A 26,156-nucleotide genomic window follows, 5' to 3' on the forward strand; every position below is an offset into this window, starting at 1 on the left:
AGATGTCGACCAAAAGACTTGGACGCATCGAAAACTTTGACAAGTTCCGGCGACAGACCCATCTGAGCACGTCTGAGTCTAGTGTTGATCTTGATGATATTGAACAGAGAACTGTTACAGGCCACAGGGAGATTGAAGACTATCCATACGAAGATCAGAATGTCTACTCCGGCGACCTAATTTATAATTTCACTGATTGGAAGGGTGAAAATCGGGCACAGAGTGCGTCATTCGAGTATCGCTCCCAATCCGGATTATTCCTATTAACACTGGAAAACGGGCGTGTTGATCCGGACGTGGTTCTTCGAGATCTTGACGACCAGTTTGAAGGCTCTAATGGTCTAAAAAGGTCCATCTCTGTCAAACGCGAGGCGCTCTGGAACTTCTTCGAGAGAGCGGATCAGTACGACTCCTTGACATTGACCGGGTCGGAAGGACGATTTGACTTCACTAATCTCAAGCGAGTCGCTAACAGCCTTTCGAATGATGATATTGACCCAGATGATGCTCTCTTGGATCCTAGTTTGAGGGATCAATTTGACGAGCCCGAACAGTTTGAGCAGATCCTTCCGATGCTGGAGAAAATTGATTTGAGTGGTGAGATCAGATCCCTTCGAGATCTCGGAATTCGCCGTGAGCAGTACATTATTGAGCGCGCTGAGGTTTACTTTGAGTTAACAGACAACGGTAATCCCGGTACGGAAGTGGTCTCTGTGACTTATGACCGTGGGAATATGCAGATAGGCGACGATGCACCCGACGATGGCCGTAGGTATGTAAAGCAGTTATTCGAGAAGGAAGTTGTCTATCCCTCATATGGCCGATAGTGTCTCTCGACTCGATTCAGGAATTTTGCCGGGCCGCATTTAGCATTCCAGTTGTTGTTCTAAGCACTCCGCTATGGATTGCACCAATTCCAGCGATTCGTCGAGTGTTCTCTGACCCGTCTGGATTCGTTCGTAATGTTAAGGAGTTTCTTCAGTCCTACACAGCACATCCTATATACCAACTTAGCTCGCTCATAGGTTCTATCCTCGTTGTCTTGATTGGTGTCTTCAATTGGGGGTTCCTCGGGCCAATCGCCGCTGTTCTGGTCATAGCACCGGCAGGATGGTTCTATACACAGAATCACCCGTTTGGACTCCGATGCAATTACAGTGCAATAGGTGAGGACAATGGGCACGAATGTACTCCTACCGATGATACGTACACGGTGGTACTCGATATGCGAGCTGGAGACGACGTAGACGATTATCGACTCGACGTTCACACTCCGTCAGGCGCTGATTTGGACCGTATTGACGGGAACATCACGCAGGTCGACGAACAAAGACACATATTATACGGAATGGTCCCGGACAATTTTTCTGGCCGAGAATATACAGAGGCACTCTACCTCGAGAAAACAGGGAGCATCGCCCCGGAAGGAGAGCTTGTCCTCATCAAGAGCCAAGCTAACGACTACACGATGGAGTGGATTAGACTGCTCCCGGAATAAGCACTGAGAGACAGGTCATAACTACCGAACGTTCTCTCGTCTAGTGCTGACCTTTCACTGAGTATTAGTCGAGATCGTGTTCGCAGAACGTATCTCAGTTCTCACAGCCGTCGTATTCCATGAATAGTCTGGAACCAATTTCGCGCTTGGACGACAGTGTGTCCCACGTTCTCCGGAGGTCGTGCGGGCTGAGGTACGTCCAGTTGTTGTGCTTCTCGGCTGATTGCACTTCTGAAGGGGCGAAGCGCTCAACTAGTATCGATAGCCGTCATGGTAAAGCAACACTCTGAATTTGTCATTACTACTACCGACTCTGTTAATTATTGTCCGGTAAGTTCAGGAATTGGGACAAAGGTAAGGGCCCTGGACGGAGCTGCATTGACCAAACAGCGATCAATAAAATTGTCAGACAGGTACGAAAAAGTAAGTGAATACGATGGGAAAACCACGGATTACGACGGTAAAGGCTCGCCTAGCGTTAATATGGACAAGATATATGAAAACGCGCAACCTAAGCCACCAGAAGCAGATTTAGGCTCGGTCGGGGACAACCAATAACGAGACTAGCCATTCTGTAGTCTCGGCGGATCATTTACAACCATGCGGTTTCACGCACTCAAACTCGATTCCGGTATGTGCACGCAAAGCCGCAAACCTCGTGTGCATAATTCGGTACTCGCACTCTCAAGGAGCCAATCAAGGCCGAGGTGATCGGGTGGATCATGCCGGATCCCGGCCGATTCACTCCGTTCAGTAGCTCAAAATCACTCACTTTTCGGAGTTATGGATCCCGATGTGAGGCTCTCGTGTCTCCTTGTGGCCGAACTCGCACCCACAAACCAGGCGCAGCCTTCGGGGTAGCCGTGCTCGTGGCTCCGGGAATACGCCTCAATCCAGAGCGGTTGTGTAACACCCCGCAAAGCGGCCACTAAGTGTTTGAAAATGCGGGAAACGGGGTAAGTGAGTAGTGGGCCGGCGCGAATTCGAATCGCGGTTACGGCCACTCTTCGGCGCTCCCTCTTGCGGTTATGGGATTCGGAGCAACCTATGTCCAAGCAAAACCGGAACCTGACGCCGACCACGGCAGAGGAAGCGCTCGACTTGTACCTACGGGAACGGAGTACCGACGTGACCGGGAGTACCTTACAGGCTCATGAGTACCGTCTAAACCATTTTGTCCGATGGTGCGACGGCGAAGGAGACGTAGAGAACGTGAACAATCTCACCGGCCGCGACCTTCACCGCTACAAACTGTGGCGGAAGGAAGACGGCGACCTGAACAAAGTCAGTCTCAAATCCCAAATGGATACCCTTCGGGTGTTTATTCGGTTCTGTGAGACGGTGGACGCCGTCGAAAGTGACCTACACTCGAAAATAATCTCTCCGACGCTTGGGGACGGAACTGGTCAGCGGGACGTGAAACTCGACTCGGAGGAAGCCGAGGTGCTACTCGACTATCTCGAACGGTTCGAGTATGCTTCGTTCTCTCACACCGTTGTTCTCTTGCTATGGCGGACAGGTATGCGTATCGGGTCAATTCGTTCGCTCGACCTATCGGACTTCCACCCGGACGATCAATACCTTTCCGTTCGCCACCAGCCGGATACTGATACGCCGTTAAAGAACAAAGGGAACGGTGAGCGATACGTGGCTCTCACGACGGCTGTCTGTACTGTGGTCGAAGACTACGTCGATGTACACCGTCACGATGTTACCGACGAATACGGGCGTGACCCATTGCTGACCACCAAGCACGGACGACCCACCAACAACACTCTCCGACAAACGGTCTATCGGCGGACGCGCCCCTGTCGGTCTCAAAGAGACTGTCCGCATAGGAAAGAGAGAGAGAGACGAGTGCGAAGCCATTACTGAACGAGGGAGAGCGAGCAAGTATCTATCGTCTGTGTCACTCCACGTAATCTGGAGGGGAAGCATAACGCACCACCTAACCGAAGACGTACCGGAACGGGTAGTGTCCGACCCGATAAACGTGAGCCAAGGAGAACTCGACGCCCACTACGACCGACGCGACGAATAGGTGAATGTAGAACAGCGTCGTGACTGTCTTGACGGCGTGTAGAACGACGACCGACTGAAGGCTCCCTTTCTCGATGCTCTGCTTGCCCGGACAAACTTGTCGCCGGGGACGGACAACGATGTATGGACAAACAAGACAAGTCACCCGAAGTCAGTCTCCCTGAAAACGAGGCCGGCCTGCTTGCCAAACTCGAAGACGGGCGTGGTCAGAAACTCACCGAGGAAGAGGCGAACTTGGCCGTCGCGCAAGCTCGTCTTATCGGTGATTTGTAGCAGGTAGCGTCTTGGGCTACCCTACTTAAATTATAAGAACATGGTACCACTTCTACATGCTATTTCGGCCCGATAATCGGACATTTAGAGAGGGACCGAGAGGTGGTCATAGGGCTGGAGAGATCAATAACCGAACGGTGGTTAAACCGTTCAAAACCAATTTATTTTGTATATTTGGCACTGAATTTTTTGTCACAGTTTTGACAGGCTACGTGAGTGTCTTTACCCGACCAGCTATCATTCTGTGCAACACGTTTGATTTTCGTCTTTTCATCAGGCACATTTACTAAAGTTTCATGGCCACAATGAGGGCATGCAGTATTTCTGACTGGCACAACAGCAGATGTGTGGCTGACAGGTAATATTTTTTTCTCTGCCCCGGTATCCCTAATGCTCGCGCCTTGGTGTCCCCACCTCACTCAACGCTACAAGCGTCCCCACATTCGTCTTTAGCTAAGACTCACACCTCGGTTGCGTAGCGGTAGCGAGCGTCTCCTGTAAGACCGGACGTTGCTGGTGAATCTTCTGAGCATCCTCGATCAGCCGCTCCAGCAACGGCGGTGGTGAGTAACCGAGATACTCACCGAGTTCGTGGAGGATGAGCTGGGCGTGCGACCGGAAGGTCGCCGCCCAGCGTTCTGGCGGAAACACGATCTCGTCATCAGCCTGCTCGGTCACCAGATCCAACAGCTCACGACTCACCAGCAGCGACAGCAACGCCGCATACAGCAGAATTCTCACGATATCCGGGTCGCTTGTGTCGAACTCGTCCAACTCGTACTGCGTCTTCAGTTCACGAAACAGCGTTTCTACCTCCCACCGACACCGATACAGCGTTGCTAAATCCTCCGGGAAGAACTCCTCTCGCGATAGATTCGTGATATACAGATGGTAGTCGTCGGCGTCCTTGTCACGGACGCCGACGACGCGGAACCGCTTCGTGTCCAGCGACCGCGTTCCTTCGTACTGGCCTCGCTTGAACTCCGCTTCGACCTCAACGTCGATGTACTTCCGAGAGAGATCATCGACCACATCGTGGATCTGCTTGCCCTCTAAGGGAATGGCGCGCCCGCGCCATTCCCGTAATTCCTCCGTTATCACCGGATTCGCGTTCTGCTTCAGCCGACTCACGAAGTAGCCGTCGTTCTCGTCGATTAACGCGAACCGGCGGTACTTGAAGTACGCTAGATCGAACAGAACGAGCCGTCCTTGGAGCCACGAACCCGTCTTGAACAGCGTGCTGTCGTGCGCTTTTTCGTCGGTCACGTCGAGTCGTTCAATCGTCTGCTCGGTGGCGTTGTGGAGCAGGTGGAGCTTCGCTCCAGCCTGCTCCTCGTGACGGGCTTGGAACTCATCAGAGAGGAATTCGTGCAACCGCAACACCGTTCCATCAGCGATCATCACGTCTCTGAATCGGTCGATATCAGCGTCAACAGCGTTGGGAACAGCGACCTCGTCGAGACCACGCTCGACGAGGTCGCGGAGATACTCTGCCAACGTCGGCGTCAACCGCTGATGGAATCCACCGGGAGAGATCGTTTCATCAGCTGTGGAGTTGTAGCAGCGTCTGAACCCGGCGAGTGTTCGGCTCTCGCCTGCGGCGAAGCCGAACACGAGCGCCCACACGAGGACGGGAATCTGAAGCTTGCCCTCTCGCTCAACCACGCCGAGTTCCTCGGCGTGCTCTTCGAGGAACTCGGAGGGAAACAGTGTAGTGAGCCGACGCATGATTCTCGTTGAGGAGCGAGGGTTGTGCACAGACTTCTCCTCCTCATTCCTCTCGAAAAGTAGCCTCGATAAGCCGTCGCTGTCACGCGGTTCTCGTCTTAGCTAAAGACGGATGAGCGTCCCCATGTCTCACGGCGTCGTCAAGTGATCTCAGAGGTTCAGCCACACAACTCTCGTCACTGGCGAACGGGTGAGACGACCTGTCCCCCTGCCGTGATGGCACCCCCACAGAGGTTGTACTGACGAACGTTGCTGGCCATCGGCGTCGGTCGTGACAAATCGGTTTCCCCCTGTTCGGCAGGTGGGTTTCGAGCGGGGAATATCCGCAGAGAGTGCCAAACCGATTTTACCATTTTGGGGTTCAAAGGGTGACTGACTCAATATTCTCGCGGTCGGCTTGGCGGAGACAATGTTTCTCTCTCAGTAGTGGTTGAAGGCTCGTCAGTATAACGTTAGTCAACGTGTCTGACCCACAGCGGCGCTTGTGCTACCTCGGGCTGACTCTCATTCGCGGTGTTAGCTAGTGTTGCCGTCCCGTCGGTTAGACCAGCGCTTACAGCCGCAGAGCGAACGTCAAAAATATCGCCAATCTACTCGGTAGGGCTTCGACCGCACTCACGCGCCACTCACGACGCTCGCTCGGCTTGCTGGTGGCGACCATTAGCCGTATCATCTGAAGACAGGGCGCTGAATACTCAATGGTACAGAATCTATTCCGAAACAGGGGAACTGAAACGTCTACGACCCCTACGTATTCGTAGAAGTCCACGACGGCGTAGGGGCACGATTGAAGTGAAGAGCCGGGCTTCTAAGACGGTTTATGAACGCCGTTTAGTCAATCGAAAACGAGTGCGGGCAGAAATGGGCCGGCGCGAATTCGAATCGCGGTTACGGCCACCCGAAGGCCGAAGGATACCAAGCTACCCCACCGGCCCGCACGTGAGAGAATGGCCGTTGTGGATTTAACGGTTCCGGATCGGGGAGCACGCGTGACCCGCCGGCTGCCGTGGCCGTCGCCGTCAGTACGCGTCGAACCCGGCGGTGTCGAGGTGGTTGTGCGCGACCGTGATGGCGTGGTCGGCGTGCAACACCGTCGGGCCGACGCGCACGCGGTGGTCGCTGGCGTCCGCGAGCAGGCTGGCCTCGGCGGCGGTGAAATCGCGGTGATCCGACAGCACGAACACGGGATCCGCAAGGGGGTCGACGGCGGCGAGCGCGTCGCCGTCCTCGTGTAGCGCCACGACGGGCCCCGAGACGGCGTCCAGTACGGCCTCGAAGCCGCGCTTCGAGACGTGGATGCCCGGCGACGACGACGCCTCCTGGTGGCCGATGGCCTCGGTTTTCGCGTCGAGGGCTTGCTTCAGCAGTCCGGCGACGTTGCGCTCGTCGGGATGCATGTACTGGACCGCCCCGGCGTCGATGCGGACCGTCACCTCGTCGCCGAGGACGAGGAACACCTCGACGTCGTCGCGGATGCCATGCGAGACGAACAGCGCCGCACTCACGCACCGACAGAGGACGTCGAGCCGGCCGGCAGCGCCCGGCAGGTCGTCGAGCGGGAAGTCGGGAGTCGTCGGGGCGTCGTGCCCGAGGACGACGAACTGTCTCATGCGTGGGTAGTCGGGCGTGGGTGGCTTACGTGCATCGGGTTCGGGGCTGGGCGGCGAGCCACCCCGACCGCCTCGGCGCGTGCAGTCCTCGGTGAGCCCGATGTGTCCGCCGGCCGACTGCGCCGACGAGATGAGGCGGGACGGGCTGCTCTCGACGCGCCGGTTGTTCGCGCCCGGGTGCCCGCGAGCGAGCGGCCACGCGGACGCCCCGTGACGGCTAGCGGGAGCGCGGACTGGCTCGGACGGCACTGGCGAGCGCCGCCGGGTCGGCGAGCGCGCTGAGGCGGATGTCGTCACCGCCCTCGCGTTCGACGACGACGGGATACGTCTCGAACGGGAGCACGTGGACGAGGCCCAGGATCGTCCAGCCGAGCGGGTCGTCGCCGACCGAGACCGAACTGATGTCCTCGACCGGGACGACCCATTGCGGCTCGTCGAGCAGCGAGTCGTAGGCGACCAGCGCGTCGTCGTAGACCCGGTACTCCTCGTTGGCGTGCCCCAGCCAGACCACGGCGACCACGGTGAGGACGGCGACCGGCGGCGCCGCGAGGAGCGCTATCGCGACCGCCCACAGCGTGACGCGCAGCGACCCGGAGCCGAGAACCGCGACAGTCCCGAGGAATCCGGTCAACGAGGTGGCGAAGAGGACGGCGTACGAGAGGCCGTCGTGGACCGCCCACGCGCGGACGACGCCGCGGTCGTTCTGGACGGTCGCGCGCGGCGGTCCGTCCGGGACCGAGAGCGGGTCGAGTGTCGCGCCGCCCGCGGGGTCGAAGGTCAACGGCCACGGGCCGACCCCGCACTCGCGGCACTCGAAGGCGAACTTCGGGAGGCAGAACAGCGCCGTGGCCGCGGTCACCTGCGCGGGGTCCGGGGGCGTCCTGGAGAGCGACCAGACGGCGACGCAGGCGACGACAGTGCTGTAGACGATGTCGCGGCTCGGCCGAACAGTTCGCGGCGATGCGGTCGCGTACCGGCCGGCCGCAGCCCACGTCTGCACGATGCGGCCGTGTTTCGCCGCGACGAGGAGGACGGCCGGAAGCAGTGTCGGCCCGAGCCCGCCCTCGAACGGCTCCAGCGCGGTCCACGCGAGCACGACCACGGGGAACACGGCGAAGCAGACGACCCACTGGTCGACGACGTACGGGAGGTTCCGCGGTGACACCGACGGAAACCGGGCCGCGACCCGGACGCTCCCGCGTTTGTCCGCCACCATCTCGTACAGCGGTTCGAGGAACCGGAGCGGCGTCATCGCGGGCGGCGCTGTCGACGCCCGTTCGGCCGCGAGCCGTTCGTAGAGGAGGCGGGCGATGCCGGCGACCGCGTCGAGCGCGAACACCACCGCGATCGTGAGTGCGCGCTCCGAGAACAGCGCCCCGACGACCAGGGTCGCGTTCAGCGCGAGAACGACGCCGACGAGCCCGGCTGTCCCGCGTCGCATCCGAGGGTAGTTCCGGGAGGGTTCTCTTGAGTCTACTCATTACAGCGCAGGGTTCGCCCGAGCGCGGTCCGGCGCGTGTGGCCGGCGGCGCGCCGCCGGGAGCGGTCGCCTCCCGCCGGCCGCGGGGGTCGTGTGGCCGCGGACCGAAGAGTACGTACCACCGGCCGCCTACGAAACGTCCATGACCATCCTGGAGGATGCACGCGCGGTGCTGGCGGAAACCCCGGTGTGTGACGCCTGCCTGGGGCGGTGTTTCGCGGAACGGAGTTTCGGGCTGTCGAACGCCGAGCGCGGGCGGGCGCTGCGGACCGCCGTGGCGCTTGCCGATGACGAGCCCTACGAGGAGCCCGAGGAGCCGTGCTGGGTGTGCGAAGGGGCGTCCGGGCGGTTCGACGAGTTCGCGGACCTCGTGGTCGACGCCGTCGCGGACGCGTCGTTTGACACCTACCAGGTGGGGACGCAGGCGCCGCCGCTGGTCGAGGAGAACGAGGCGATGCTGCGGGACCTCGCCGGGCTGGCTGAGGACGCCGGCGAGCCGTTCAAATCCGAGTGCAACCGCGAGGTCGGGAAGCGCGTCGGCGATCGCACGGGCACTGAGGTGGACTTCGGGCGGCCGGACGTGCTCGCCGTGATCGACGTCGAAGCCGAAACCGTCGACGTGACGGTGAACTCGGCGTTCGTCTACGGCCGGTACCGCAAACTCGAACGCGGGATCCCCCAGACGAAGTGGCCGTGTTCGGACTGCAACGGCAGCGGGACGCTCGTGGATTCGCCGTGCCCGCACTGCGACGGCACGGGCTTTCTCTACCCGGAGAGCGTCGAGCAGCTCACCGCGCCGCCGGTCGTCGACGCGATGGGCGGCACGGAGGCGTCGTTCCACGGCGCGGGCCGCGAGGACATCGACGCGTTGATGCTGGGGACGGGGCGGCCGTTCGTCATCGAGGTCGCGGAGCCACAGGACCGCCACCCGGACGCCGACGCGCTGGCGGACGCGATCAACGACTTCGCGGACGGCAAAGCCGAGGTCGAGGGCGTCGCGGTCGCGGGCTACGAGATGGTCGAGCGCGTGAAGGAACTCGACGCCCGCAAGCGCTACCGGGCTGACGTGGAGTTCGACGCGCCGGTGGGCGACGACGACCTCCGGGACGCGATCGACGAACTCGACGGCGCGACCATCGAGCAGGAGACGCCGAACCGCGTCGACCACCGGCGCGCGCATCTCGTCCGCGAGCGCGACGTCTACGACATCACGGCCGACCGCGAGGACGACACGCACGCCACCGTCGAAATCGAGGGTGAGGGCGGGCTCTACATCAAGGAGCTCGTGTCCAGCGACGACGGCCGGACGAATCCGAGCCTCGCGGGCCTGCTCGGCGTCGGGGCCGTGGTGACGGCGCTCGACGTGGTCGCTGTAGCGGGCGAGACCGAGGCCTTCGAGGACACCGAGCATCTCCCCTGAGATGGCGCGGTTCGGCGTCGACGAGGCGGGGAAAGGGCCGGTCCTCGGGTCGATGTTCGCGGCGGCGGTGGCCGGCGACCCGGCCGCCGTTCCGGACGGGGTCGCGGATTCGAAGCGCCTCAGCGCCGACCGCCGGGCGGAGCTCGACGACCGCGTTCGGGCGTCGATGCGGGTGGGTGTCGCGGAGGTGCCCGTCGACCGCATCGACGACCCGGAGTCGGACATGAACACGCTCACCGTGGCGGCCCAGGCGGACGCGCTCGGGCGGGTGGTGGCCGACGGCATGGCGGGGTACGTTGACGCCGGCGACGTGAACGAACAGCGGTTCGGCCGCCGGGTGGCCAACCGGGTCGCGGCCGACGTGGCGGTGACCGCCGAACACGGGGCCGACGACGAGTACGATCTGGTGGCGGCGGCGAGCATCGTCGCGAAAGTCGCGCGGGACGCCCACGTCGACGCGCTCGCCGCGGCGTTCGACGCGGACATCGGGTCCGGATACCCCAGCGACTCGACGACGCGGGAGTTCCTGGCGGCGTACGTCCGCGAGCACGGCGAACTCCCGGAGTGCGCGCGCGCGAGCTGGCAGACCAGCCGCGACGCGCTCGGGGCGGCCGAGCAGTCCGCGCTGGACGAGTTTTAGTCGTCGGGGTCTGCGCTGGGGGTGCCCGACTGGACGGGGCTGATGTCGCGGCGTCTGGCGTCGAGCTCCGAGAGGGCGTAGACGAGGACAACGAGCGCGAGCGCGCCGACGGGCAGCAACACCCACGGCGTGATGCGGGTGACCCCCCAGACGGCGAGCAGCACCGCGGTAACGGCGATGACCGTGCCGGCGTAGTACAGCTGCGTGCGCACGTGGTCGATGAGGTCCGCGCCGGTGAACGTCGCCGACAGCACGGTTGTGTCGGAGATCGGGGAGGCGTGGTCGCCGAAGATGGCGCCCGAGAACACCACACCGACGACCGCGGACACCATGGTGTGGGTGCCGGCGAGGTTCCACGCGACCGGCACGGCGATGGGGGTGACGATGCTCATCGTCCCCCACGAGCTGCCCGTAGAGAACGCGACGAACGCGGCGGTGAACATCACGACAACCGGCAGCAGCGCCGGCGTGAGGAACAGCTTTGCGATGCCGCTGACGTACCTTGCAGTGCCGAGCGCGTCGACGACGTTGCCGATCGACCACGCCAACACGAGGATCGTCACGGCCGTGAGCATGATGCCGAAGCCGTCGACGGTCGTGTCGACGCTCTCACCCAGTGAGAGGATCCCGTACGTCAGGCCGAGGACGTACGTCGAGACGACCATCGCGAACGAGCCGACGATGAGCGCCACTGCGTAGTCCGCGCCCACGACCATGTCGTAGAGGGTCGTGTCGGGTCCGTAGCCGGTGTACAGTGCGGTGGCGATGGTGACAGCGATGAGGACGGCGACCGGGACGAAAAAGGAGACCAGCGAGGGGTTTTCCGCGCTGGGCTCCCCGAGTTCGCCCTTGACGTCCTGCATCGGGGTCGCGTCCTCGCTGGTGACCGCGCCGGTTGTCGTCGCGCGGTGTTCGGCGGTCAGCATTGCCCCGTAGTCGCGGCGCGAAAGCACGATGATCGCCACCATCACCACGGCGAGAATCGAGTACATGTTGAACGGGATGGCCTGCAGGAAGATCTCGAAGTTCTGTGGGCGGTTGGCGGCGGACACGCCGGCGGTCTCGTAGCCCTTCTCGATCATGGAGAGTTGGAACGCGACCCACGAGGAGATGCCGAGTGTCGCCACGGGCGCGGCAGTGGAGTCGACGACGTACGACAGCTTCTCGCGGGAGAGGCCGAGGTGGTCGGAGACGTCTTTCATCGTGGAGCCGACGATGGCGGTGTTGGCGTAGTCGTCGAAGAACAACAGCACGCCCAGCAGCCACGCGACGACGCCCGCCGAGCGCTTGCTGTCGATGTGCGTGAGCGCCCAGTCGCGGACGGCGTGCGAGCCGCCGAGGCGCCAGATCATCGCGACCGATGAGCCAAGCAACAGCGTGAACACGATGATCTGGGCGTGGAACACCGACCCCTCGGCGTTGGGTTCGACTTGGGAGATCGACCGGACGACCCAGCTGAACGTCTGCTGGATGCCGAGGCCGCCTGTGTAGATGATCCCCCCCGACCACACGCCGAGGAACAGCGAGAGAATGGCTTTCCGCGTGATGATCGCCAGCGCGATTGCAAGTAACGGCGGGACAACGGAGAGGACGCCGAACTCCGACATACCGCCTGAATTCTGTCCCAGAGACTTAAACCCAGCTTCGCACCGGCGCGGTTCACACACGACGGAGCGCCGACAGGAACCACCGGGAAGTCGGGCGTTTAACCATCGCGGTGGCCTGCACACCCATAGAATGACAGTCGAGAGAGTGTCCGCGCCGACACCGGCGGCGTTCGTCGACGCGGCCAACGCGGCGTTCCGGAACGGCGCAGTGCTGAGCGTGCAAGCCCGCTGCGAGGTCGAATACAACGGGCGGACGAGTGGCTATCTCGGCGACGGTGATCGGCTGCTCGTCGCGAAACCCGACGGCACGTTTCTCGTGCATCAGCCCACGGGCCACAAGCCCGTCAACTGGATGCCCGGCGGCGGCACCGTCGAGGCGCGCACCAGCCAGGGCGACGCAGTGTTGCTGGCGCGCCGCAGTAACCCCACCGAGCGCGTCGAAACCAGGCTGCATGAGGTCTACGGTGTCACGCGGTTCGACGCCGAGGACGGCGCGACCTACGAGGAGTCCGGAACCGAGGCGGAGATGCACGAGTACATCGAGGCCAACCCCGACGCCCTCGAAGCGGGGCTGCGCGTCGTCGAGCACGAGCGCGAAACCAAATACGGGTTCATCGATTTCTACGCCGTTGACGGGGACGGCACGCCGGTCGTGATCGAGGTCAAACGCATCCAGGCGACGCTGAATCACTTCGACCAGCTCAAGCGCTACGTCGACCGCTACGCGGAGACGAACGATGACGTGCGCGGGATGCTGGTCGCGCCGTCGGCGTCCGAGCGGGTGACCCGGGCGCTCCGGGACAACGGCCTGGAGTTCGTGGCGCTCGCCGAGTTCGGCCTGGACGCGAAGGGCGCGACCGAGGCGAAGCTCACGGACTTCTGAGGCCCGCTCAGGTGTCTGTCGTCAGCAGCCGCCGGAGCACGTCACCGTAGGCCGGCCGCGTGACGAGCACCCCGATGAGCACGCCCAGGATGGTGACCAGCGCGAACCCGCGGAGGTCGCCGAGACTCAGCACCGCAAGCGGGCTCATCGCGAGGATGGTGGTGGCGGCGGCGGCACCGATCACCCACAGCGCCTTCCGGAAGCGGCTCTGGAAGATGCGCGACGACGACACCTGCTCTGTCATCACCTCGTCGGCGATGATGACGAGGTCGTCCACCCCGGTTCCGATCACCGCGATGAACCCGGCGAGGTGTGAGAGGTCAAGCGCCAGCCCGGAGACGGCGGCGAACCCGAGCAGGATGACGACCTCCGCGAGCGCCGTGAACACCATCGGGATCGCGATCTTCGGCTCGCCGTACCGGAGCAACACCATGATCGCGACCGCGATCGCGGCCGCGAGCCCGGTCACCAGCGAGAGCGGTTTGTACTTCTGTGCGAAGCTCGGCGCGACGTAGTAGGAGTTCTGGACGGTGATCTCGGCGGGCAGCGCGCCGGCCTGCAGGTTCACCTGCAGGTTGCGGGCTGCCGTCATGGAGTTGGCCGTGATCCGGAACGACGGGTTGTTGACGAACTTCCCGGAGCTGAGGGTCCGCGCCAGCCCCGGCCCCATGCTGGCGTTGTACACTTCCTCGCCGTCGAGTTTGGTGAGCAGACAGTATCCGCCGTTGGGGAACCGACAGTTGCTGATGCCCGCCTGTGAGGTGAACCCGTACTGGGTCATGTCGCCGGTGAACCGTTGGGCGGCCTCCGCCGAGAGCTGTACCGGGACGAACGGCCGGCCGTTCTGGTCGCGTTTGGGTTGGTCGACTTCGACGAGCTCGTCGCCGCGCAGAACGGTGGCGTTGACGTTCGTCCCGTTGGATCCCGGATAATACGCGTCGAGGGTGACCTGGCCGCGTCCCTGGATGAGCGACTGCACCTGGGAGGCGTTCTGGCCGGGCACTTCCACGACGATGTAGTGGGCCTGAGCGCCGGCGCTGGTTTCGATGTCTTTGACTTCCGCGCCGCCGAGCCCGGTGGCGTCGATCTTCGAGCCGATGATGGAGACGATGTTGTCCCGTGTGGCCTGCGTGACGCCGCGGCGAACCGAATCCGGCGAGTAGCCAGCGTCCTCAAGCGTGGTGCGCAGGCTGCTGGTGGAGACGTTCTGGTAGACTTCGACGCTGCCACTGGCCGGGCGGGCGCGGACGTTGCCACGCTCGACGTCGAGGGCGGTGCTGATGCGGGTGGCGATCTCGCCTTCGTTGTCCGGAGTGACCGACACGCCGTCAGCGGTGACACCGGTAACAGTCGTGCGGAGGCGGACCCCACCGGAGAGTTCGAGGCCGTAGTTGAGGTTCGTCGGGTCACCGGTTGCGGCCTGCTGGCCGCTGGTGTTGGCGCTCGCGCCGATGCCGGGCGCGAACAACGCGACGGAGCTGGCGACGACCAGGACGACGAGGGCTGCGATCCGCCAGTTCTCGCGGAACCAGCTCATTTCGCCACCCCCTCGAACTTGTACCAGCGAAGCAACGTGACGTTCAACATGTATGTGTTCATGAGATCAGTGACCAGCCCCATCACCAACACGAGGCCGATCGAGGACATCAGTGGGATGCCGAAGATGTAGGAGACGATCGTCATCACGACCATCGCGGCGATGGAGGTGAGTGTCATCGTGACACCGGTGTTCATCGCGCGGTCGACGCTCTCCCAGAACCCGCCCGACCGCCGGAGGACGTGGTTGTTCAGGAGGATGTCGGAGTCGACGGAGTACCCGATCAACATCAGCAACGCAGCGACCGTTCCCAGCGAGAGCTTGATGCCGAAGACGTTCATCAGCGCCACGGGCACGACGATGTCGCTGAACGCTGAGACGACGACCGCGATGCTGGGGACGAACGTCCGGAACAGCGCGAACACGAGCACGCTCATGCCGAGGAATGCGGCCGCGACACCCAGCAGTGCCAGTCCCTGAGTCGAGGAGCCAAACGAGGGTGAGACTTCCTGGGACTGCACGATTTCGATGTCAGCGGTGTCCCCACTGATGCCGGGGGCGTTCTCACTCTGGAAGGTCGCGAGGTACCGGTTGCCGTCGGTGCCGACCGAGCGGAACGACGTCGGCTCGGCATCGAAGGCGGCTTTGACCTGTGCGGACGGCGCGCTTGATTGTGCGACCACTTCCGACCCGCCAGTGAACTCAATGCCGGGCGACACCGGCGCGCCCGTGGCGGCCATCCACCCACCGATGACCGCGAGGGCGACGACCAACACGGCAAGCGGCGGCGCAACGAGTTGCCGCATTGAGTACTGGCTGAGGTCAACGTCCGGGACCTCGAACCATGACATGCCTGGCGGTGGGATGCGACGCTGGTTAAGCCTTCTTATCCGGACGCCGTGGGTTCGAGAGCTGGTACAGCGGGACGCACTCACACGACGTGACCGCGCCGGTGGGGGCGCGACGGGAGGGCAGGCCCGGGGCTACGGCAGATATCGGACGCTGATGAAGTCCTCGCCCGCCCGCACCTCCACGCGATTGATGCCGATGCGGGCGGCCCGCGAGACGGTCTGGTCGTCCGCAACAACGTCATCGACGGCGTCTGAGACGTTGTCCGCGCCGACCGAGAGCACGTGGATTTCGCCGACGCCGGCGCGCTCGGCGGTCGCGAGCTCGCCGCGGGGGAGGTCGGCGGCCAGATCGCGAGCGTTCGGGGTGGGGGTTTCGTCGCTGACGGTCACCGGGATCTGGGTGTGTTCGGCGACGGACGCGACGCTGTACGTGACGTGCATCGGTGGGTCCGGCGTGATGGTTGCGTCCAGTACGTCGCCGGCCGAGAGCCCGGGGTTCTCCGAGAGGGTGTGCACCTGTGCGTCCGAGACGTCGGTGAGGATCGCGGAGTCCTCGCTGGCGTCACTGACGAAGAACGTCGCGGTCTTGGATCGGGCGTCGGTCATGCCCGCCCGTAGGCCGGCTCCCCGGTTCACTGTTACTGTTCGGCGGTTCACGCGCGCAGCCAGCGATGCGTGGCGTACACGAGCACCGCGCCGGCCAGCGGCACCACCGGCGAGAACTGCGGCGGGATGCCGTACAGCACGGCGATCAGGGGTGCAGCGACGCCGCTGGGTGGCGGTCGGGACGCGATCTCACCGGCGACCCGGTAGGTCGCCGGCATGGACGCCACCACGCCGAGGTACACTGACACCACGAACAGATAGCCGGCGGTCGAAACGCCGGCGTCGTAGGCGGGGTTCACGGACAGTGCGCGCCGGTGGCGGCGCGCGACGAACAACACGGGAGAGACCAACGGCAGGAACACGAACAGCCCGAGCACGACGTAGAACGTGCGGGACAGCGTCAGCGAGCCGCCGCTCCCGCCGGCAGTGTTGGAGATGAGCACGACGAGTGCGCCCGCCATCAGGAACGCGAACAGGCCACCGAGCACGGCGCTGACGACGGCGTAGCTTTTGAACAGCCGGGAGTCCGATTCGCGGAACGCGTACGGGAACGCCGACAGCAGCCCGGAGTAACTATCGAACCGGCCCATTTGTGTGGCCTGCGGGCGCGGCGAGCAAAAGCCCGGCGACTCCGCGCCGACCCGGGGGCTCGCGGAACTAGCCACCCTGAAGTGGCCGGCAGACTCCCCTCCGTGTATGCGAATCGACATCGGCGCTGCACTCGACGCGACCGCCACGCCGGGCGTGCCGCCGGACGCGCTGGACCGACTCGACGACCGCGTCGCCCGCGCACACGATCGGATCACCGCCGGGATGGACGGCGACGAGTTCGGGTACGCGGCCCTGAACCTCCCGCGGACGGTTGATGTGGACGCGATCACGGCGGCCGCCGACGCGGTGGCGGACGCCGACACGCTGGTGACCGTCGGGATCGGCGGGAGCGCGCTCGGCGCGGCGACGCTCGTGGACGCACTGGGCGACGACGACCTGGACTACCACGCGCTGGACAACGTCGACCCCGCGCACGTCACCCGGTTGCTGGACCGGATCGATCTCTCGACGACCGCCGTGCACGTGGTGTCGCGGTCGGGGACGACCGCCGAGACGCTCGCGAACTTCCTGGTTGTGCGGGACGCCATGGACGACGCGGGCGTGGACTGGACGGCGCGCACGCTCGTCACGACGGGCGACGACGGGCCGCTGCGGGCGCTCGCGGACACCCACGACCTGCCCGTGCTTGACGCCCCGAGGGGCGTTCCCGGCCGGTTCGCCGCGCTGTCGACGGTCGCGCTGCCGGCCGCCGCGATCGCCGGCGTCGACGTCGGCGAGCTGGTGGCGGGCGCGGCCGACGGGCGGGCGGCGCTTGCCGGCTCCCTTGAGGACTGCCCCGCGTACGCGTACGGCGCGACCGCGTACGCCCTCGATCAGCGCGGGGCGGGCGTGAACGCGATGCTGCCGTACGCCGAGCGCCTGGAGACGTTCGCCGAGTGGTTCGCACAGCTCTGGGCGGAGAGCCTCGGGAAAGACGGCGTCGGGCAGACGCCGGCGCGGGCGCTGGGCGCGACCGACCAGCACAGCCAACTCCAGCTCTACCGCGCCGGCCCGCGGGACAAACTCGTGACCATGCTTCGGCCCGCGTCGCGGCCCGACTGTGCGATTCCGGAGGCGGAACTGGCTGACATCGACTATCTCACCGGCGGCGATCTCGGGGCGCTACTCGACGCCGAGTTCGAGGCGACGGCGGCCAGCCTCGCGGCGTCCGGTGTCCCCACTGTGCGCGTGGAGATGCCGGCCGTCGACGCGCGGTCGGTGGGGCGGCTGCTGTTCGACTTCGAAGCCGCCTGCGTGCTCGCGGGCGAGCTCTACGGCGTCGAGACGTTCACCCAGCCCGCCGTCGAGTGGGGGAAGAACGCCGCCCGCGAACTGCTCCGCGGCGAAGACCCGCTTCCGGAGACGGAGACCCACATCGTGGAGTGAGCGCGGCCATGCCAACACCTCCTGTATCCGACCGGTACGCGTCGACTGTCGGGTTCGTCGTCGCGGGCGTCGGGCTGGCGGCGACGCTGCTCGACTGGGCGCCCGCCGCGGACACGGTGGCACACGCCGCCACCGCGTGCGCCGCCGTCGCCACGCTGGCGTTCGCGGGGCGTCGCCACGGCACCGGCCCCGCGTGGTTGTCCGGCGTGGGCACCGGGGCCGGCGGCGCGCTCTCGCTGACGGCGGCGGCGGCGCTGCTGTCCATGACCGGGCCGGTCACCGCCGGGCCGGCGGTGGCGCTGTTCGCGGGGATCAGCGTGATCGGGGCCGGGCTCGCCGCGGTCGCCGGCGTGGATGCCGACGGCGTGCGCGCCCGGGAGCGGGCGGTCGGCGTTGCTGTGGTCGTGTCCGCCGGCGCGCTCGTCGCGAGCAGCCTGCTTGCAGCCATCGCCGCGGGCATCGCGCCGGACGCGCCGACGGTCGCGTACCCGGTGCGGGCTGCGGTGTCAAGCGTTGGGTTGGGGATCATGGGCGTCGTGTTCGTGCGGGCATCGGACGTTGCCGGGATCGACACCCCCACCGTCACCCGGCGTGACGTGGGCGTTGCGGCTGGCGGTGTGGGCGCGATCTTCGCGTTGCATCTGGGGTTGAACGTGGTCGTGACGGCGCTCTCGCTGCCACAGACCCAACACGGCCTCATCGAAGCTGCCCGGAAGACCCCCGCGATGCTAGTGCCGTTGGCGGTTGTCTCCCTGGTGTTCGTCGCCCCGGGCGAGGAGCTGCTCGCGCGCAACGCCGTGCAGAAATACCTCTACGACGCGTATTCGCGGCGCAGCGCCGTGGTCGTCGCGTCGTTCGTGTTCGCGGCCAGCCACCTGCTGGCGTACGCCGGGACAGCCGCCCCGGGTGCCGTGATGGTCGCGCTCGCGCGCGTGTTCGTCGTCAGCCTGGTGCTCGGCGTCGCCTACGAGCGCACCGACAACCTGCTGGCACCGATCGTCATCCACGGCGTCTACGACGCGGTCCAGTTCGGACTCGCGTACTGGCAGTTCACGTAGCCTACGACGGGTTCTTGCGTTCGAGGGGGCTGCCACAGACGGGACAGCGGTCGTGGTCGGTGTCGTCGAACTCGCGGCCACACCCCTGGCATTGGAGGCGCCAGTCGCGGCGCTCGGTGATGCCGTCCTGGGAGATCGACTCGACCGTGACGGCGAGCTCGGCGGCGACGTTCTGCATCGCGTAGTCGTCGCTGACCAGCGTCCCGTCGAGTTCGTGGGCGGTCGCCAACAGCCGGCGGTCGGTCTCGGAGAGCACGTCGGCGTCGCCGGTCGTGGCCGCGGCCTGGCGCACGGCCTCGCGGGCGTCCTGTGCGGGGACGTGCACCCGCATGCCGCTGCCCGCGGCCGCGTCGAACCGGAACGCCGCGGCGTCGGTGAGCTCGTCGCGGACCTCGGGGACTGAGGCGGTCGGGTCCGGGGCGTCGTACTCGTCGATGAACGCGGTGGCGTCGAGGACGTGCACTATCGGCGAACGACGATGTAGTCTTTGACTGCTTGCACGCGGCTCACCGGAACGCGGTACCGGCCGTCGTCGCCGATCGGGAAGTCAGCGGCGACGGACTCCTCGGTCTGCTCGACGAGCAGGTGCTCCAGCGTGCCGGATTTGAGGTCCATCGTGATGTTGTACAGCATGCCAAGCTCCGTGCCGTCCGACCCCATCACGGCCTTCCCGGAGAGGTTTTCGGCGAGGATGTCGGCCATACCCGGTTTCACTGTCGGGATTCACATAAACCCCGGGGGGATGTCCGACGGGCGTGCGACAGCGAAACCACCACACAGCGAGTCGACAGCGCCACACGCGACGCCAGCCGAACGCGGTCGGCCCATCGGCGTCGCCGTCGCCGCCGTGACGATGGAATTATAGGCTACCGCGCGCTCCATTGGGGTAACGACCGTTCTCTCGGAGGATTCTACTATGCCCGACGCAGACACCACCGACGACCCCGGGGACTTGCGAACGCCGATCGTGGCCGTGCTCGGCCACGTCGACCACGGCAAGACTAGCCTGCTGGATAAGATCCGCGGCTCGGCCGTCATCGAAGGCGAAGCCGGCGCGATCACCCAACACATCGGCGCGACAGCGGTCCCGCTGGACACCGTCTCGGAGGTCGCCGGCAGCCTCGTCGACCCCACCGAGTTCGACCTGCCGGGGCTGTTGTTCATCGACACGCCCGGCCACCACTCCTTCTCGACGCTGCGCTCGCGGGGCGGCGCGCTCGCGGACATCGCCATCCTCGTGGTGGACGTCAACGACGGCTTCCAGCCACAGACGGAGGAAGCGATCCGCATCCTGAAGGACACGGGGACGCCGTTCGTCGTCGCCGCGAACAAGATCGACACGACGCCGGGGTGGAACCCGAACCCGGACGCGCCCGTGCAGGGCACTTACGACGACCAAAGCGACCGCGTGCGCTCGGACCTCGACGACGCGCTGTACGAACTCATCGGCGAGATGTCCGACGCGGGGTTCTCCTCGGACCTCTACTGGCGGGTGCAGAACTTCCAGAAGAACGTCGGGGTCATCCCCGTCTCGGCGGAAACCGGTGAGGGCGTCCCGGATCTGCTGACGGTGCTGATGGGGCTGGCCCAGCGGTACATGAAATCCGAGATGGAGGTCACCATCGACGGCCCCGGCGCGGGCACCGTCCTCGAAGTCAAAGACGAGCAGGGCTTCGGGACGACCGTCGACGTGATCCTCTACGACGGCACCATCCGGTCGGGGGACACCGTCGTGGTCGGCGCGCAGCCCGAGCCCATCGTCACGGACGTCCGCGCGCTGTTGAAGCCCGGCGACCTCGCGGAGATGCGGACGGAGAAACGCTTCGGGAACGTCGACCGAATGCAGGCCGCCGCCGGCCTGAAAGTCGCCGCGCCGGACCTCGACGACGCGATGGCCGGCGCGCCGATCCGCGTGGTCGGCGATCGTGACGTCGCGGACGTCGTCACCGAGGTGGAGGCGGAGCTGGCGGAGGTCGCGGTCGAAACCGGCGAGGAGGGGATCGTGGTGAAAGCGGACACGCTGGGCAGCCTGGAGGCGCTCGTGAGCGCGCTCGAAGAGGCCGAGATCCCCGTGATGTCGGCGGAAGTCGGCGATGTCGCGCCGCGGGACGTGGCGATGGCGACCACCGTCGACAGCGAGAAAAACCGCGTGCTCCTGGGGTTCAACGTCGACGTGCTGCCGGCCGCCGCGGAGAACGCCGAACGCGAGTCCGTGCGCGTGTTCAACAGCGACGTGATCTACCAGCTCGTCGAGGACTACGAGGCGTTCGTCGACGCCCAGGAGCGCGAGCAGAAAGAAGCCGTCTTCGACAACATCGTGCGCCCGGCGCGGTTCCGCATCCTGAAAGACCACGTGTTCCGCCAGAACGACCCCGCGGTCGTCGGCGTTGAGGTGGTGTCGGGCACGCTCAAGCGGAACACGCCGGTCGGCGGTATCGAGGGCAACGACCTCGACCGCGCGGGCATCGTCAAGGGCATCCAGGATCAGGGTGAGGACGTCGACGAAGCCCGCGCGGGCAACCGCGTCAGCGTCTCCATCGACGGCCCGACGGTCGGCCGCGACATCAAGGAGGGCGACGAACTCTGGGTTGACCTGCCCGAAAAGCACGCGAAGGTCCTGGACCAAGAGCTCACGTCTGACCTGCCCGCCGACGAGCGCGAGGCGCTGAAATCCTATCTGGACATCATGCGCAAACGCGACCCCTTCTGGGGGAAGTAGGCGGTCTGGGGCCGGCAGCGGATACGGCTGTAAGCTCTAGTTGACCGCCGAATTTGGCCCGTGAGAACCGGCTGAACTACCGCGCTGTTTCGGGAACGTCGTCGCCGAGGGCGTGTTTGACCTGCAGCGCCGCACTGGCGGCGAGCCCGCGAGCGACCTCCTCGCGGTCCTCGGTGGGGATCAGGTCGTCGTCGGCGAGATCCTCGAACTCGGGCGTGAAACCGGCGCTGACCGGGTTGCCGGCGGGCGGGCGAACCGCAACCGTGACCTGCACGCCGCTGGACCCGTTCGTGACCTCCGAGCCGACCACGTACTCGTCGGGCAGGAACTCGCGGGTCCGGGACGCGATCTGCGCGATGCTCGTCTGGAGCGCGCGACGTTGCTCGCCACTGAGGTCGCCAGTGGCGTCCGCCGGCCCGCTGTACGGCGCGTTTCCATGCATGACACACGGGTACGTGGTGGGAACGTATAACCCTTCTACTGTCGGGTGATCTTACTGGTCGAAAACGGGGTCGCTGTCGCCGTAGGCCGCGATGACGACGGCCGCGGCGTGCTCGCCGGCGTCGGCGGTGACCGTCTCGGTCCGCACGGACGGCTCCACGCCGTCCCAGTCGCGCACCTCCATGCCGGCCGTGATGCCGGTGGTGACGCGGTCGGCGACGTCGTCGGGGGTGGTCTCGTCGGCGGCTTCGTAGAAGAGTCCGGGCGCGCCGTCGCGGGGTGCCCACGCCAGCCCGGCGCTTGCCTGCCCCGGCCCCGCTGTTTGGCCGCGGGCTTCCACGACGGTGAGCGTGTTCCCCGCCGGCCCGAGGTCGGGCGCGGTGTCGACCGCGGAGACGGTTGCGTCGGCGGGAATGACCGACGAGACGCGAATCAGGTTGTAGTTGTGGACGTTGGCGTCCGCGAGCGCGGCGTCGTAGGCGGCCATCTTCGTCGGGGCGACACCGCTCCCCCACGCGATTCGGATGCGAGGCATACGGTCGGCGTACGCCGTCCGGCGTCCTATACTTACTGAATGTAGCTCGGGTACCGCGGGCCGCTGGACTCGGTGTCCCCCTCGGCGACGAGTTTCTCGTAGGCGTCGTCGAAGTCCTGGCGGTGGACCTCGTCGCGGTCGTCGCGGATGGCGAACATCCCGGCTTCCGTGGCGAGGCTGGCGAGCTGCGCACCGGAGAACTCCGCGGTGTCGGCGGCGAGATCCGAGAAGTCGACGCTGTCGGCGACGTTCATCTCGCCGGCGTGGATCTCCAGGATGCGCTCGCGGGCGTCCGGGTTCGGGTTGGGGACTTCGATGAGGCGGTCGAAGCGGCCGGGCCGCAGGATCGCGGAGTCCAGCATGTCGAAGCGGTTGGTGGCGGCGATGATGCGGATGTCGCCGCGCTCGTCGAAGCCGTCCATCTCCGAGAGCAACTGCATCATCGTGCGCTGGACCTCGGCGTCCCCGCTGGTCTTCGAATCCGTGCGCTTGGCGGCGACGGCGTCGATCTCGTCGATGAAGATGATCGCGGGGTCTTTCTGTTCCGCGAGCTCGAAGAGATCCCGGACCAGCCGGGAGCCCTCGCCGATGAACTTCCGCACGAGCTCGCTGCCGGCCATCTTGATGAAGCTGGCGTCCGTCTGGTTCGCGACGGCTTTCGCGAGCATCGTCTTGCCGGTGCCGGGCGGCCCGTGCAACAACACCCCACTCGGGGGTTCGACGCCGACCGCGTCGAACTTCTCGGGGTTGACCAGCGGGTCCTCGACGGCTTCCCGGACTTCCCGGAGCTGGTCGTCGAGGCCGCCGATGTCAGCGTACGTGACCGACGGCGACTCGTCGACTTCCATGGCCTGCGCGCGGGCGTCGGTTTCGTCGTCGAGCACGCGCTGCACGCTGAACGAGTCGTTGATCGCGACCCGGTCGCCGACCTCCAGGGTGTCCGCGAGTCGCGGCGACAGCTCGGTGAGGACCTCCTGGTTGTTGCCGTGCTGTTTGATCACGGCGCTGCCGTCTTCGGGCAGGTCTTCGACGGTCGCCAGGTACAGCGACGCCGTTTTCAGCGTCTCGTTCTCGCGCTGGAGGCGGTTGACCTCCTCGCGGAGTTCTTCGCGGCGGGCTTCGACATCGTCGAGTTGCGCCTGCAGCTCTCCGTTGACCGCCACGATATCCACGTAGTGGTCTTGGAGCGCGTTGAGGCGTTCCGCCGGCGTCGACTCGGGATCGACGTCGAGCGTCGGCCGGTCCGGCAATGAGGGGCTACGCGACATTCGTTGCCGTCCATAGGGGCCGCGCGTAGAAGTTCCTTTGGGTAGGCTACACTGTCCGTGCGCGGGACGCCAAACGGGGGTGTGGCGGCGCGGCGTTAGACGAGGTCGTCGGCCTCGTCGAGGTAGTGGTCGTAGACGCCGATCGCGCGCTCGATGGGGGCGCTCGTGGACATGTCGACGCCGGCGTCCTGGAGGAGTTCGATCGGGTACGCGCTGGACCCGCGGGTGAGGAACTCCCGGTAGCGGGCGGCGGCGTCGGGCTGGTCGTCGTCGAGGATGTCCTCGACGAGCGCGACCGCCGCGGAGATGCCGGTGGCGTACTGGAAGACGTAGAAGTTGTAGTAGAAATGCGGGATGCGCATCCACTCCCGTTCGATGTGGTCGTCGATGGTGGCGTTGGCGTAGTACGCGCGCTTGCGGTCGCCGTACACCTCGTCGATGCGGTCGGGCGTGAGCGCCTCGCCCGCCCGGGTGAGCTCGTGGAGGCGCTGTTCGACGTCCGCGAACAGCGTCTGGCGGTAGAGCGTCGACCGGAAGCGTTCGAGGTACTCGTTGAGGATGTGCCGCCGGAAGTGGTCGTCCTCGACCGTGTCGAGCAGGTGGTTGACCAGCAGCGCCTCGTTGACCGTGGACGCGACTTCCGCCACGAAGATCTCGTAGTTCGAGTAGACGTAGGGCTGGTGTTCGCTGGTGTACTGGCTGTGGAGGCTGTGCCCGAGTTCGTGGGCGAGCGTGAACATCGAGGAGATGTCGTCCTGGTAGTTCATCAGGATGAACGGCTGGGTGTCGTAGGTCCCCCCGGAGTACGCGCCCGAGCGCTTCCCGCGGTTCTCGTAGACGTCCACCCAGTTCGAATCCAGGCCGTCGGCGACACGCTGCTGGTAGTCCTCGCCGAGCGGCGCGACCGCCTCGATGACGTGCTCGCGGGCGTCGGCGTACTCGATATCGGGGCCTTCGGAGTCCACGATGGGCATGTAGAGGTCCCACATCTCCAGGTCGTCGACGCCGAGGGCGCGCCGCTTCAGGTCGGCGTGGCGCTGGAGCGTGCCGAGGTTGTCGTCGACCGTGTCGACGAGCGTGTCGTACACCTCGACGGGGATGTTGCCGCTGTCCAGGGCGGCCTGCCGGGCGGTGTCGTAGTTGCGCGCCTCGGCGAGTTTCACGTCCCGTTTCATCTGGGTTTTCATCGTCGACCCGATGGTGTTCCGGACGCCGCTGATGGTGTCGTAGAACTGCTCGTGGACGGTCTGTCGGAACGCCCGGTCCGGGGTCTTCAGGAGGTTCGTGAAGTTCGACTGCGAGATCTCGACGGCATCGCCGGCGGGGTCTTCGACGGTGGGGAACTCCAGGTCGGCGTCGGTGAGCATGTTGTACGCGTCGCTTGGCGCGCCGAACACCTCGCCGAGCTCGCTCAGGAGCCCCTCGACCTCCGCCGAGCGCGTGTGCGGTTTCATCCGCAACACGTCGTCGAAGTAATGCTCGTACACCGCAAGCTCGGGCGTCTCCTCGATCATCGACTGCAGTTGCTCGCGGGTGCAGGCCTGGAGCTCGGGGTCGAAAAAGGACGTCGCCGAGGACACGTCGGTCATGAGGCTCGCGCCGCGCGCCTGCAGCGCCTGGTACTCCTGGTCGCGGGTGTCTTCGTCCGACCGCATGCGGGCGTACGCGGACACCGTCTTGGCGTCCCGGTAGACCGCATCGCGCAACTCCAGGGCCGCCAGCAGCGTCTCGCCGTCCTCGGTGAGCCGCCCCTCGTAGTCGTTGAGCGCGTCAAGCTCGGCTTGGACGTCCTCGAAGGCCGCCTCCCACTCGTCGTCGGTCTCGTAGATGGACGCCAGCGCCCATTTGTACTCGTCCGCCACGTCCGCCCGGTCGGGGACACTGCTCATATGCCCCAGCGTTCGCGTGCGTCCGGTTAAACGTTCGCAAACAACCGGGTGATTGCCGGCGACGGCCCCCGAAATTAACCCGGTGCCCGACGTAGC

24 protein-coding genes and 1 tRNA gene are annotated in these 26,156 nt (G+C 65.1%); 10 read left to right on the forward strand and 15 right to left on the reverse strand.

What is annotated here, in order from left to right; genetic code table 11:
* The first annotated feature begins 2 nt into the window (after positions 1–2).
* The 4 genes from ACOZ32_RS01925 (at position 3) to ACOZ32_RS01940 (ending at position 3,811) form a co-directional block, all read left to right on the forward strand.
* A complete protein-coding gene (locus tag ACOZ32_RS01925; RefSeq protein WP_205251045.1) occupies positions 3–827 on the forward strand; it encodes a hypothetical protein in 825 nt (274 codons plus the stop codon).
* Positions 828–931: 104 nt separating this feature from the next.
* Positions 932–1,498, forward strand: coding sequence for a hypothetical protein (locus tag ACOZ32_RS01930; RefSeq protein ID WP_205251046.1), 567 nt, complete (start codon positions 932–934; stop codon positions 1,496–1,498).
* 1,047 nt (positions 1,499–2,545) lie between these two features.
* On the forward strand, positions 2,546–3,373 hold the full coding sequence (locus ACOZ32_RS01935) for a tyrosine-type recombinase/integrase (RefSeq protein WP_424334883.1): 828 nt from the start codon (positions 2,546–2,548) through the stop codon (positions 3,371–3,373).
* Positions 3,374–3,661: 288 nt separating this feature from the next.
* Positions 3,662–3,811 (forward strand): hypothetical protein, encoded by a 150-nt coding sequence (locus ACOZ32_RS01940; protein WP_424334884.1) that lies wholly within the window; start codon positions 3,662–3,664, stop codon positions 3,809–3,811.
* A 453-nt stretch (positions 3,812–4,264) separates the two neighbouring features.
* Here ACOZ32_RS01940 and ACOZ32_RS01945 read toward each other — a convergent pair whose 3' ends face one another.
* The 4 genes from ACOZ32_RS01945 to ACOZ32_RS01960 all read right to left on the reverse strand — a co-directional run bounded on the left by ACOZ32_RS01945 (position 4,265) and on the right by ACOZ32_RS01960 (position 8,590).
* Positions 4,265–5,539 carry an IS4 family transposase gene (locus ACOZ32_RS01945; protein WP_136361736.1) on the reverse strand — a complete coding sequence of 425 codons (1,275 nt, stop codon included), beginning with the start codon at positions 5,537–5,539 and terminating at the stop codon, positions 4,265–4,267.
* Positions 5,540–6,401: 862 nt separating this feature from the next.
* A tRNA-Pro gene (locus ACOZ32_RS01950) sits at positions 6,402–6,474 on the reverse strand.
* 84 nt (positions 6,475–6,558) lie between these two features.
* Positions 6,559–7,149 (reverse strand): tRNA (pseudouridine(54)-N(1))-methyltransferase TrmY, encoded by a 591-nt coding sequence (gene trmY, locus ACOZ32_RS01955; RefSeq protein WP_010903455.1) that lies wholly within the window; start codon positions 7,147–7,149, stop codon positions 6,559–6,561.
* A 217-nt stretch (positions 7,150–7,366) separates the two neighbouring features.
* Positions 7,367–8,590 carry a hypothetical protein gene (locus tag ACOZ32_RS01960; RefSeq protein ID WP_285271261.1) on the reverse strand — a complete coding sequence of 408 codons (1,224 nt, stop codon included), beginning with the start codon at positions 8,588–8,590 and terminating at the stop codon, positions 7,367–7,369.
* Between the two features lie 181 nt (positions 8,591–8,771).
* Here ACOZ32_RS01960 and ACOZ32_RS01965 point away from each other — a divergent pair, with 181 nt between their 5' ends.
* Both ACOZ32_RS01965 and rnhB read left to right on the forward strand, forming a co-directional pair.
* Positions 8,772–10,049, forward strand: a complete 1,278-nt coding sequence (locus ACOZ32_RS01965) for a tRNA pseudouridine(54/55) synthase Pus10 (RefSeq protein WP_010903457.1) — start codon at positions 8,772–8,774, stop codon at positions 10,047–10,049.
* Between the two features lies 1 nt (position 10,050).
* Positions 10,051–10,689, forward strand: coding sequence for a ribonuclease HII (gene rnhB / locus ACOZ32_RS01970; protein ID WP_235157709.1), 639 nt, complete (start codon positions 10,051–10,053; stop codon positions 10,687–10,689).
* Here the strand turns inward: rnhB and ACOZ32_RS01975 are convergent.
* Positions 10,686–12,296 carry a Na+/H+ antiporter NhaC family protein gene (locus tag ACOZ32_RS01975; protein WP_205251049.1) on the reverse strand — a complete coding sequence of 537 codons (1,611 nt, stop codon included), beginning with the start codon at positions 12,294–12,296 and terminating at the stop codon, positions 10,686–10,688. The genes rnhB and ACOZ32_RS01975 overlap by 4 nt on opposite strands.
* Before the next feature lie 130 nt (positions 12,297–12,426).
* On the opposite strand from ACOZ32_RS01975, the gene nucS reads away from it, so the two are divergent.
* Positions 12,427–13,179, forward strand: coding sequence for an endonuclease NucS (nucS, locus tag ACOZ32_RS01980; RefSeq protein WP_235157711.1), 753 nt, complete (start codon positions 12,427–12,429; stop codon positions 13,177–13,179).
* A gap of 7 nt (positions 13,180–13,186) precedes the next feature.
* Here nucS and ACOZ32_RS01985 read toward each other — a convergent pair whose 3' ends face one another.
* From ACOZ32_RS01985 to ACOZ32_RS02000, 4 genes are all read right to left on the reverse strand, one after another.
* On the reverse strand, positions 13,187–14,716 hold the full coding sequence (locus ACOZ32_RS01985) for a preprotein translocase subunit SecD (protein ID WP_424334885.1): 1,530 nt from the start codon (positions 14,714–14,716) through the stop codon (positions 13,187–13,189).
* Positions 14,713–15,567 carry a protein translocase subunit SecF gene (secF, locus tag ACOZ32_RS01990; protein ID WP_205251052.1) on the reverse strand — a complete coding sequence of 285 codons (855 nt, stop codon included), beginning with the start codon at positions 15,565–15,567 and terminating at the stop codon, positions 14,713–14,715. Before secF ends, ACOZ32_RS01985 begins: the two co-directional genes overlap by 4 nt.
* A gap of 132 nt (positions 15,568–15,699) precedes the next feature.
* Positions 15,700–16,173, reverse strand: coding sequence for a DUF5812 family protein (locus tag ACOZ32_RS01995; protein WP_205251053.1), 474 nt, complete (start codon positions 16,171–16,173; stop codon positions 15,700–15,702).
* Positions 16,174–16,220: 47 nt separating this feature from the next.
* Positions 16,221–16,763, reverse strand: a complete 543-nt coding sequence (locus tag ACOZ32_RS02000; protein ID WP_424334886.1) for a hypothetical protein — start codon at positions 16,761–16,763, stop codon at positions 16,221–16,223.
* A 106-nt stretch (positions 16,764–16,869) separates the two neighbouring features.
* Between ACOZ32_RS02000 and ACOZ32_RS02005 the strand changes: the two genes are divergently transcribed.
* Positions 16,870–18,150: a glucose-6-phosphate isomerase gene (locus ACOZ32_RS02005; RefSeq protein ID WP_424334887.1), complete on the forward strand. Its 1,281-nt coding sequence runs from the start codon at positions 16,870–16,872 to the stop codon at positions 18,148–18,150.
* Between the two features lie 8 nt (positions 18,151–18,158).
* Entirely contained in the window at positions 18,159–19,208 is a 1,050-nt protein-coding gene (locus tag ACOZ32_RS02010; RefSeq protein WP_205251056.1) for a CPBP family intramembrane glutamic endopeptidase, read from the forward strand.
* 1 nt (position 19,209) lies between these two features.
* On the opposite strand, the gene ACOZ32_RS02015 is transcribed toward ACOZ32_RS02010, so the two are convergent.
* Both ACOZ32_RS02015 and ACOZ32_RS02020 read right to left on the reverse strand, forming a co-directional pair.
* Positions 19,210–19,671: an NOB1 family endonuclease gene (locus ACOZ32_RS02015; protein ID WP_012289414.1), complete on the reverse strand. Its 462-nt coding sequence runs from the start codon at positions 19,669–19,671 to the stop codon at positions 19,210–19,212.
* Positions 19,671–19,910, reverse strand: a complete 240-nt coding sequence (locus ACOZ32_RS02020) for a PRC-barrel domain-containing protein (protein ID WP_010903468.1) — start codon at positions 19,908–19,910, stop codon at positions 19,671–19,673. Before ACOZ32_RS02020 ends, ACOZ32_RS02015 begins: the two co-directional genes overlap by 1 nt.
* A 214-nt stretch (positions 19,911–20,124) precedes the next feature.
* Between ACOZ32_RS02020 and infB the strand changes: the two genes are divergently transcribed.
* A complete protein-coding gene (gene infB / locus ACOZ32_RS02025; RefSeq protein WP_424334888.1) occupies positions 20,125–21,927 on the forward strand; it encodes a translation initiation factor IF-2 in 1,803 nt (600 codons plus the stop codon).
* 76 nt (positions 21,928–22,003) lie between these two features.
* Here infB and ACOZ32_RS02030 read toward each other — a convergent pair whose 3' ends face one another.
* The 4 genes from ACOZ32_RS02030 to pepF form a co-directional block, all read right to left on the reverse strand.
* Positions 22,004–22,369 (reverse strand): DUF5811 family protein, encoded by a 366-nt coding sequence (locus tag ACOZ32_RS02030; RefSeq protein ID WP_010903470.1) that lies wholly within the window; start codon positions 22,367–22,369, stop codon positions 22,004–22,006.
* 51 nt (positions 22,370–22,420) lie between these two features.
* Positions 22,421–22,903 carry a pyruvoyl-dependent arginine decarboxylase gene (locus ACOZ32_RS02035; protein ID WP_424334889.1) on the reverse strand — a complete coding sequence of 161 codons (483 nt, stop codon included), beginning with the start codon at positions 22,901–22,903 and terminating at the stop codon, positions 22,421–22,423.
* A gap of 32 nt (positions 22,904–22,935) precedes the next feature.
* On the reverse strand, positions 22,936–24,171 hold the full coding sequence (pan2, locus tag ACOZ32_RS02040; RefSeq protein WP_010903472.1) for a proteasome-activating nucleotidase Pan2: 1,236 nt from the start codon (positions 24,169–24,171) through the stop codon (positions 22,936–22,938).
* A 95-nt stretch (positions 24,172–24,266) separates the two neighbouring features.
* Positions 24,267–26,060, reverse strand: a complete 1,794-nt coding sequence (pepF, locus tag ACOZ32_RS02045) for an oligoendopeptidase F (protein ID WP_424334890.1) — start codon at positions 26,058–26,060, stop codon at positions 24,267–24,269.
* Between the last annotated feature and the right edge of the window lie 96 nt (positions 26,061–26,156).

It is taken from the genome of Halobacterium sp. MBLA0001, assembly GCF_049705385.1.
Lineage (GTDB): Archaea > Halobacteriota > Halobacteria > Halobacteriales > Halobacteriaceae > Halobacterium > Halobacterium salinarum.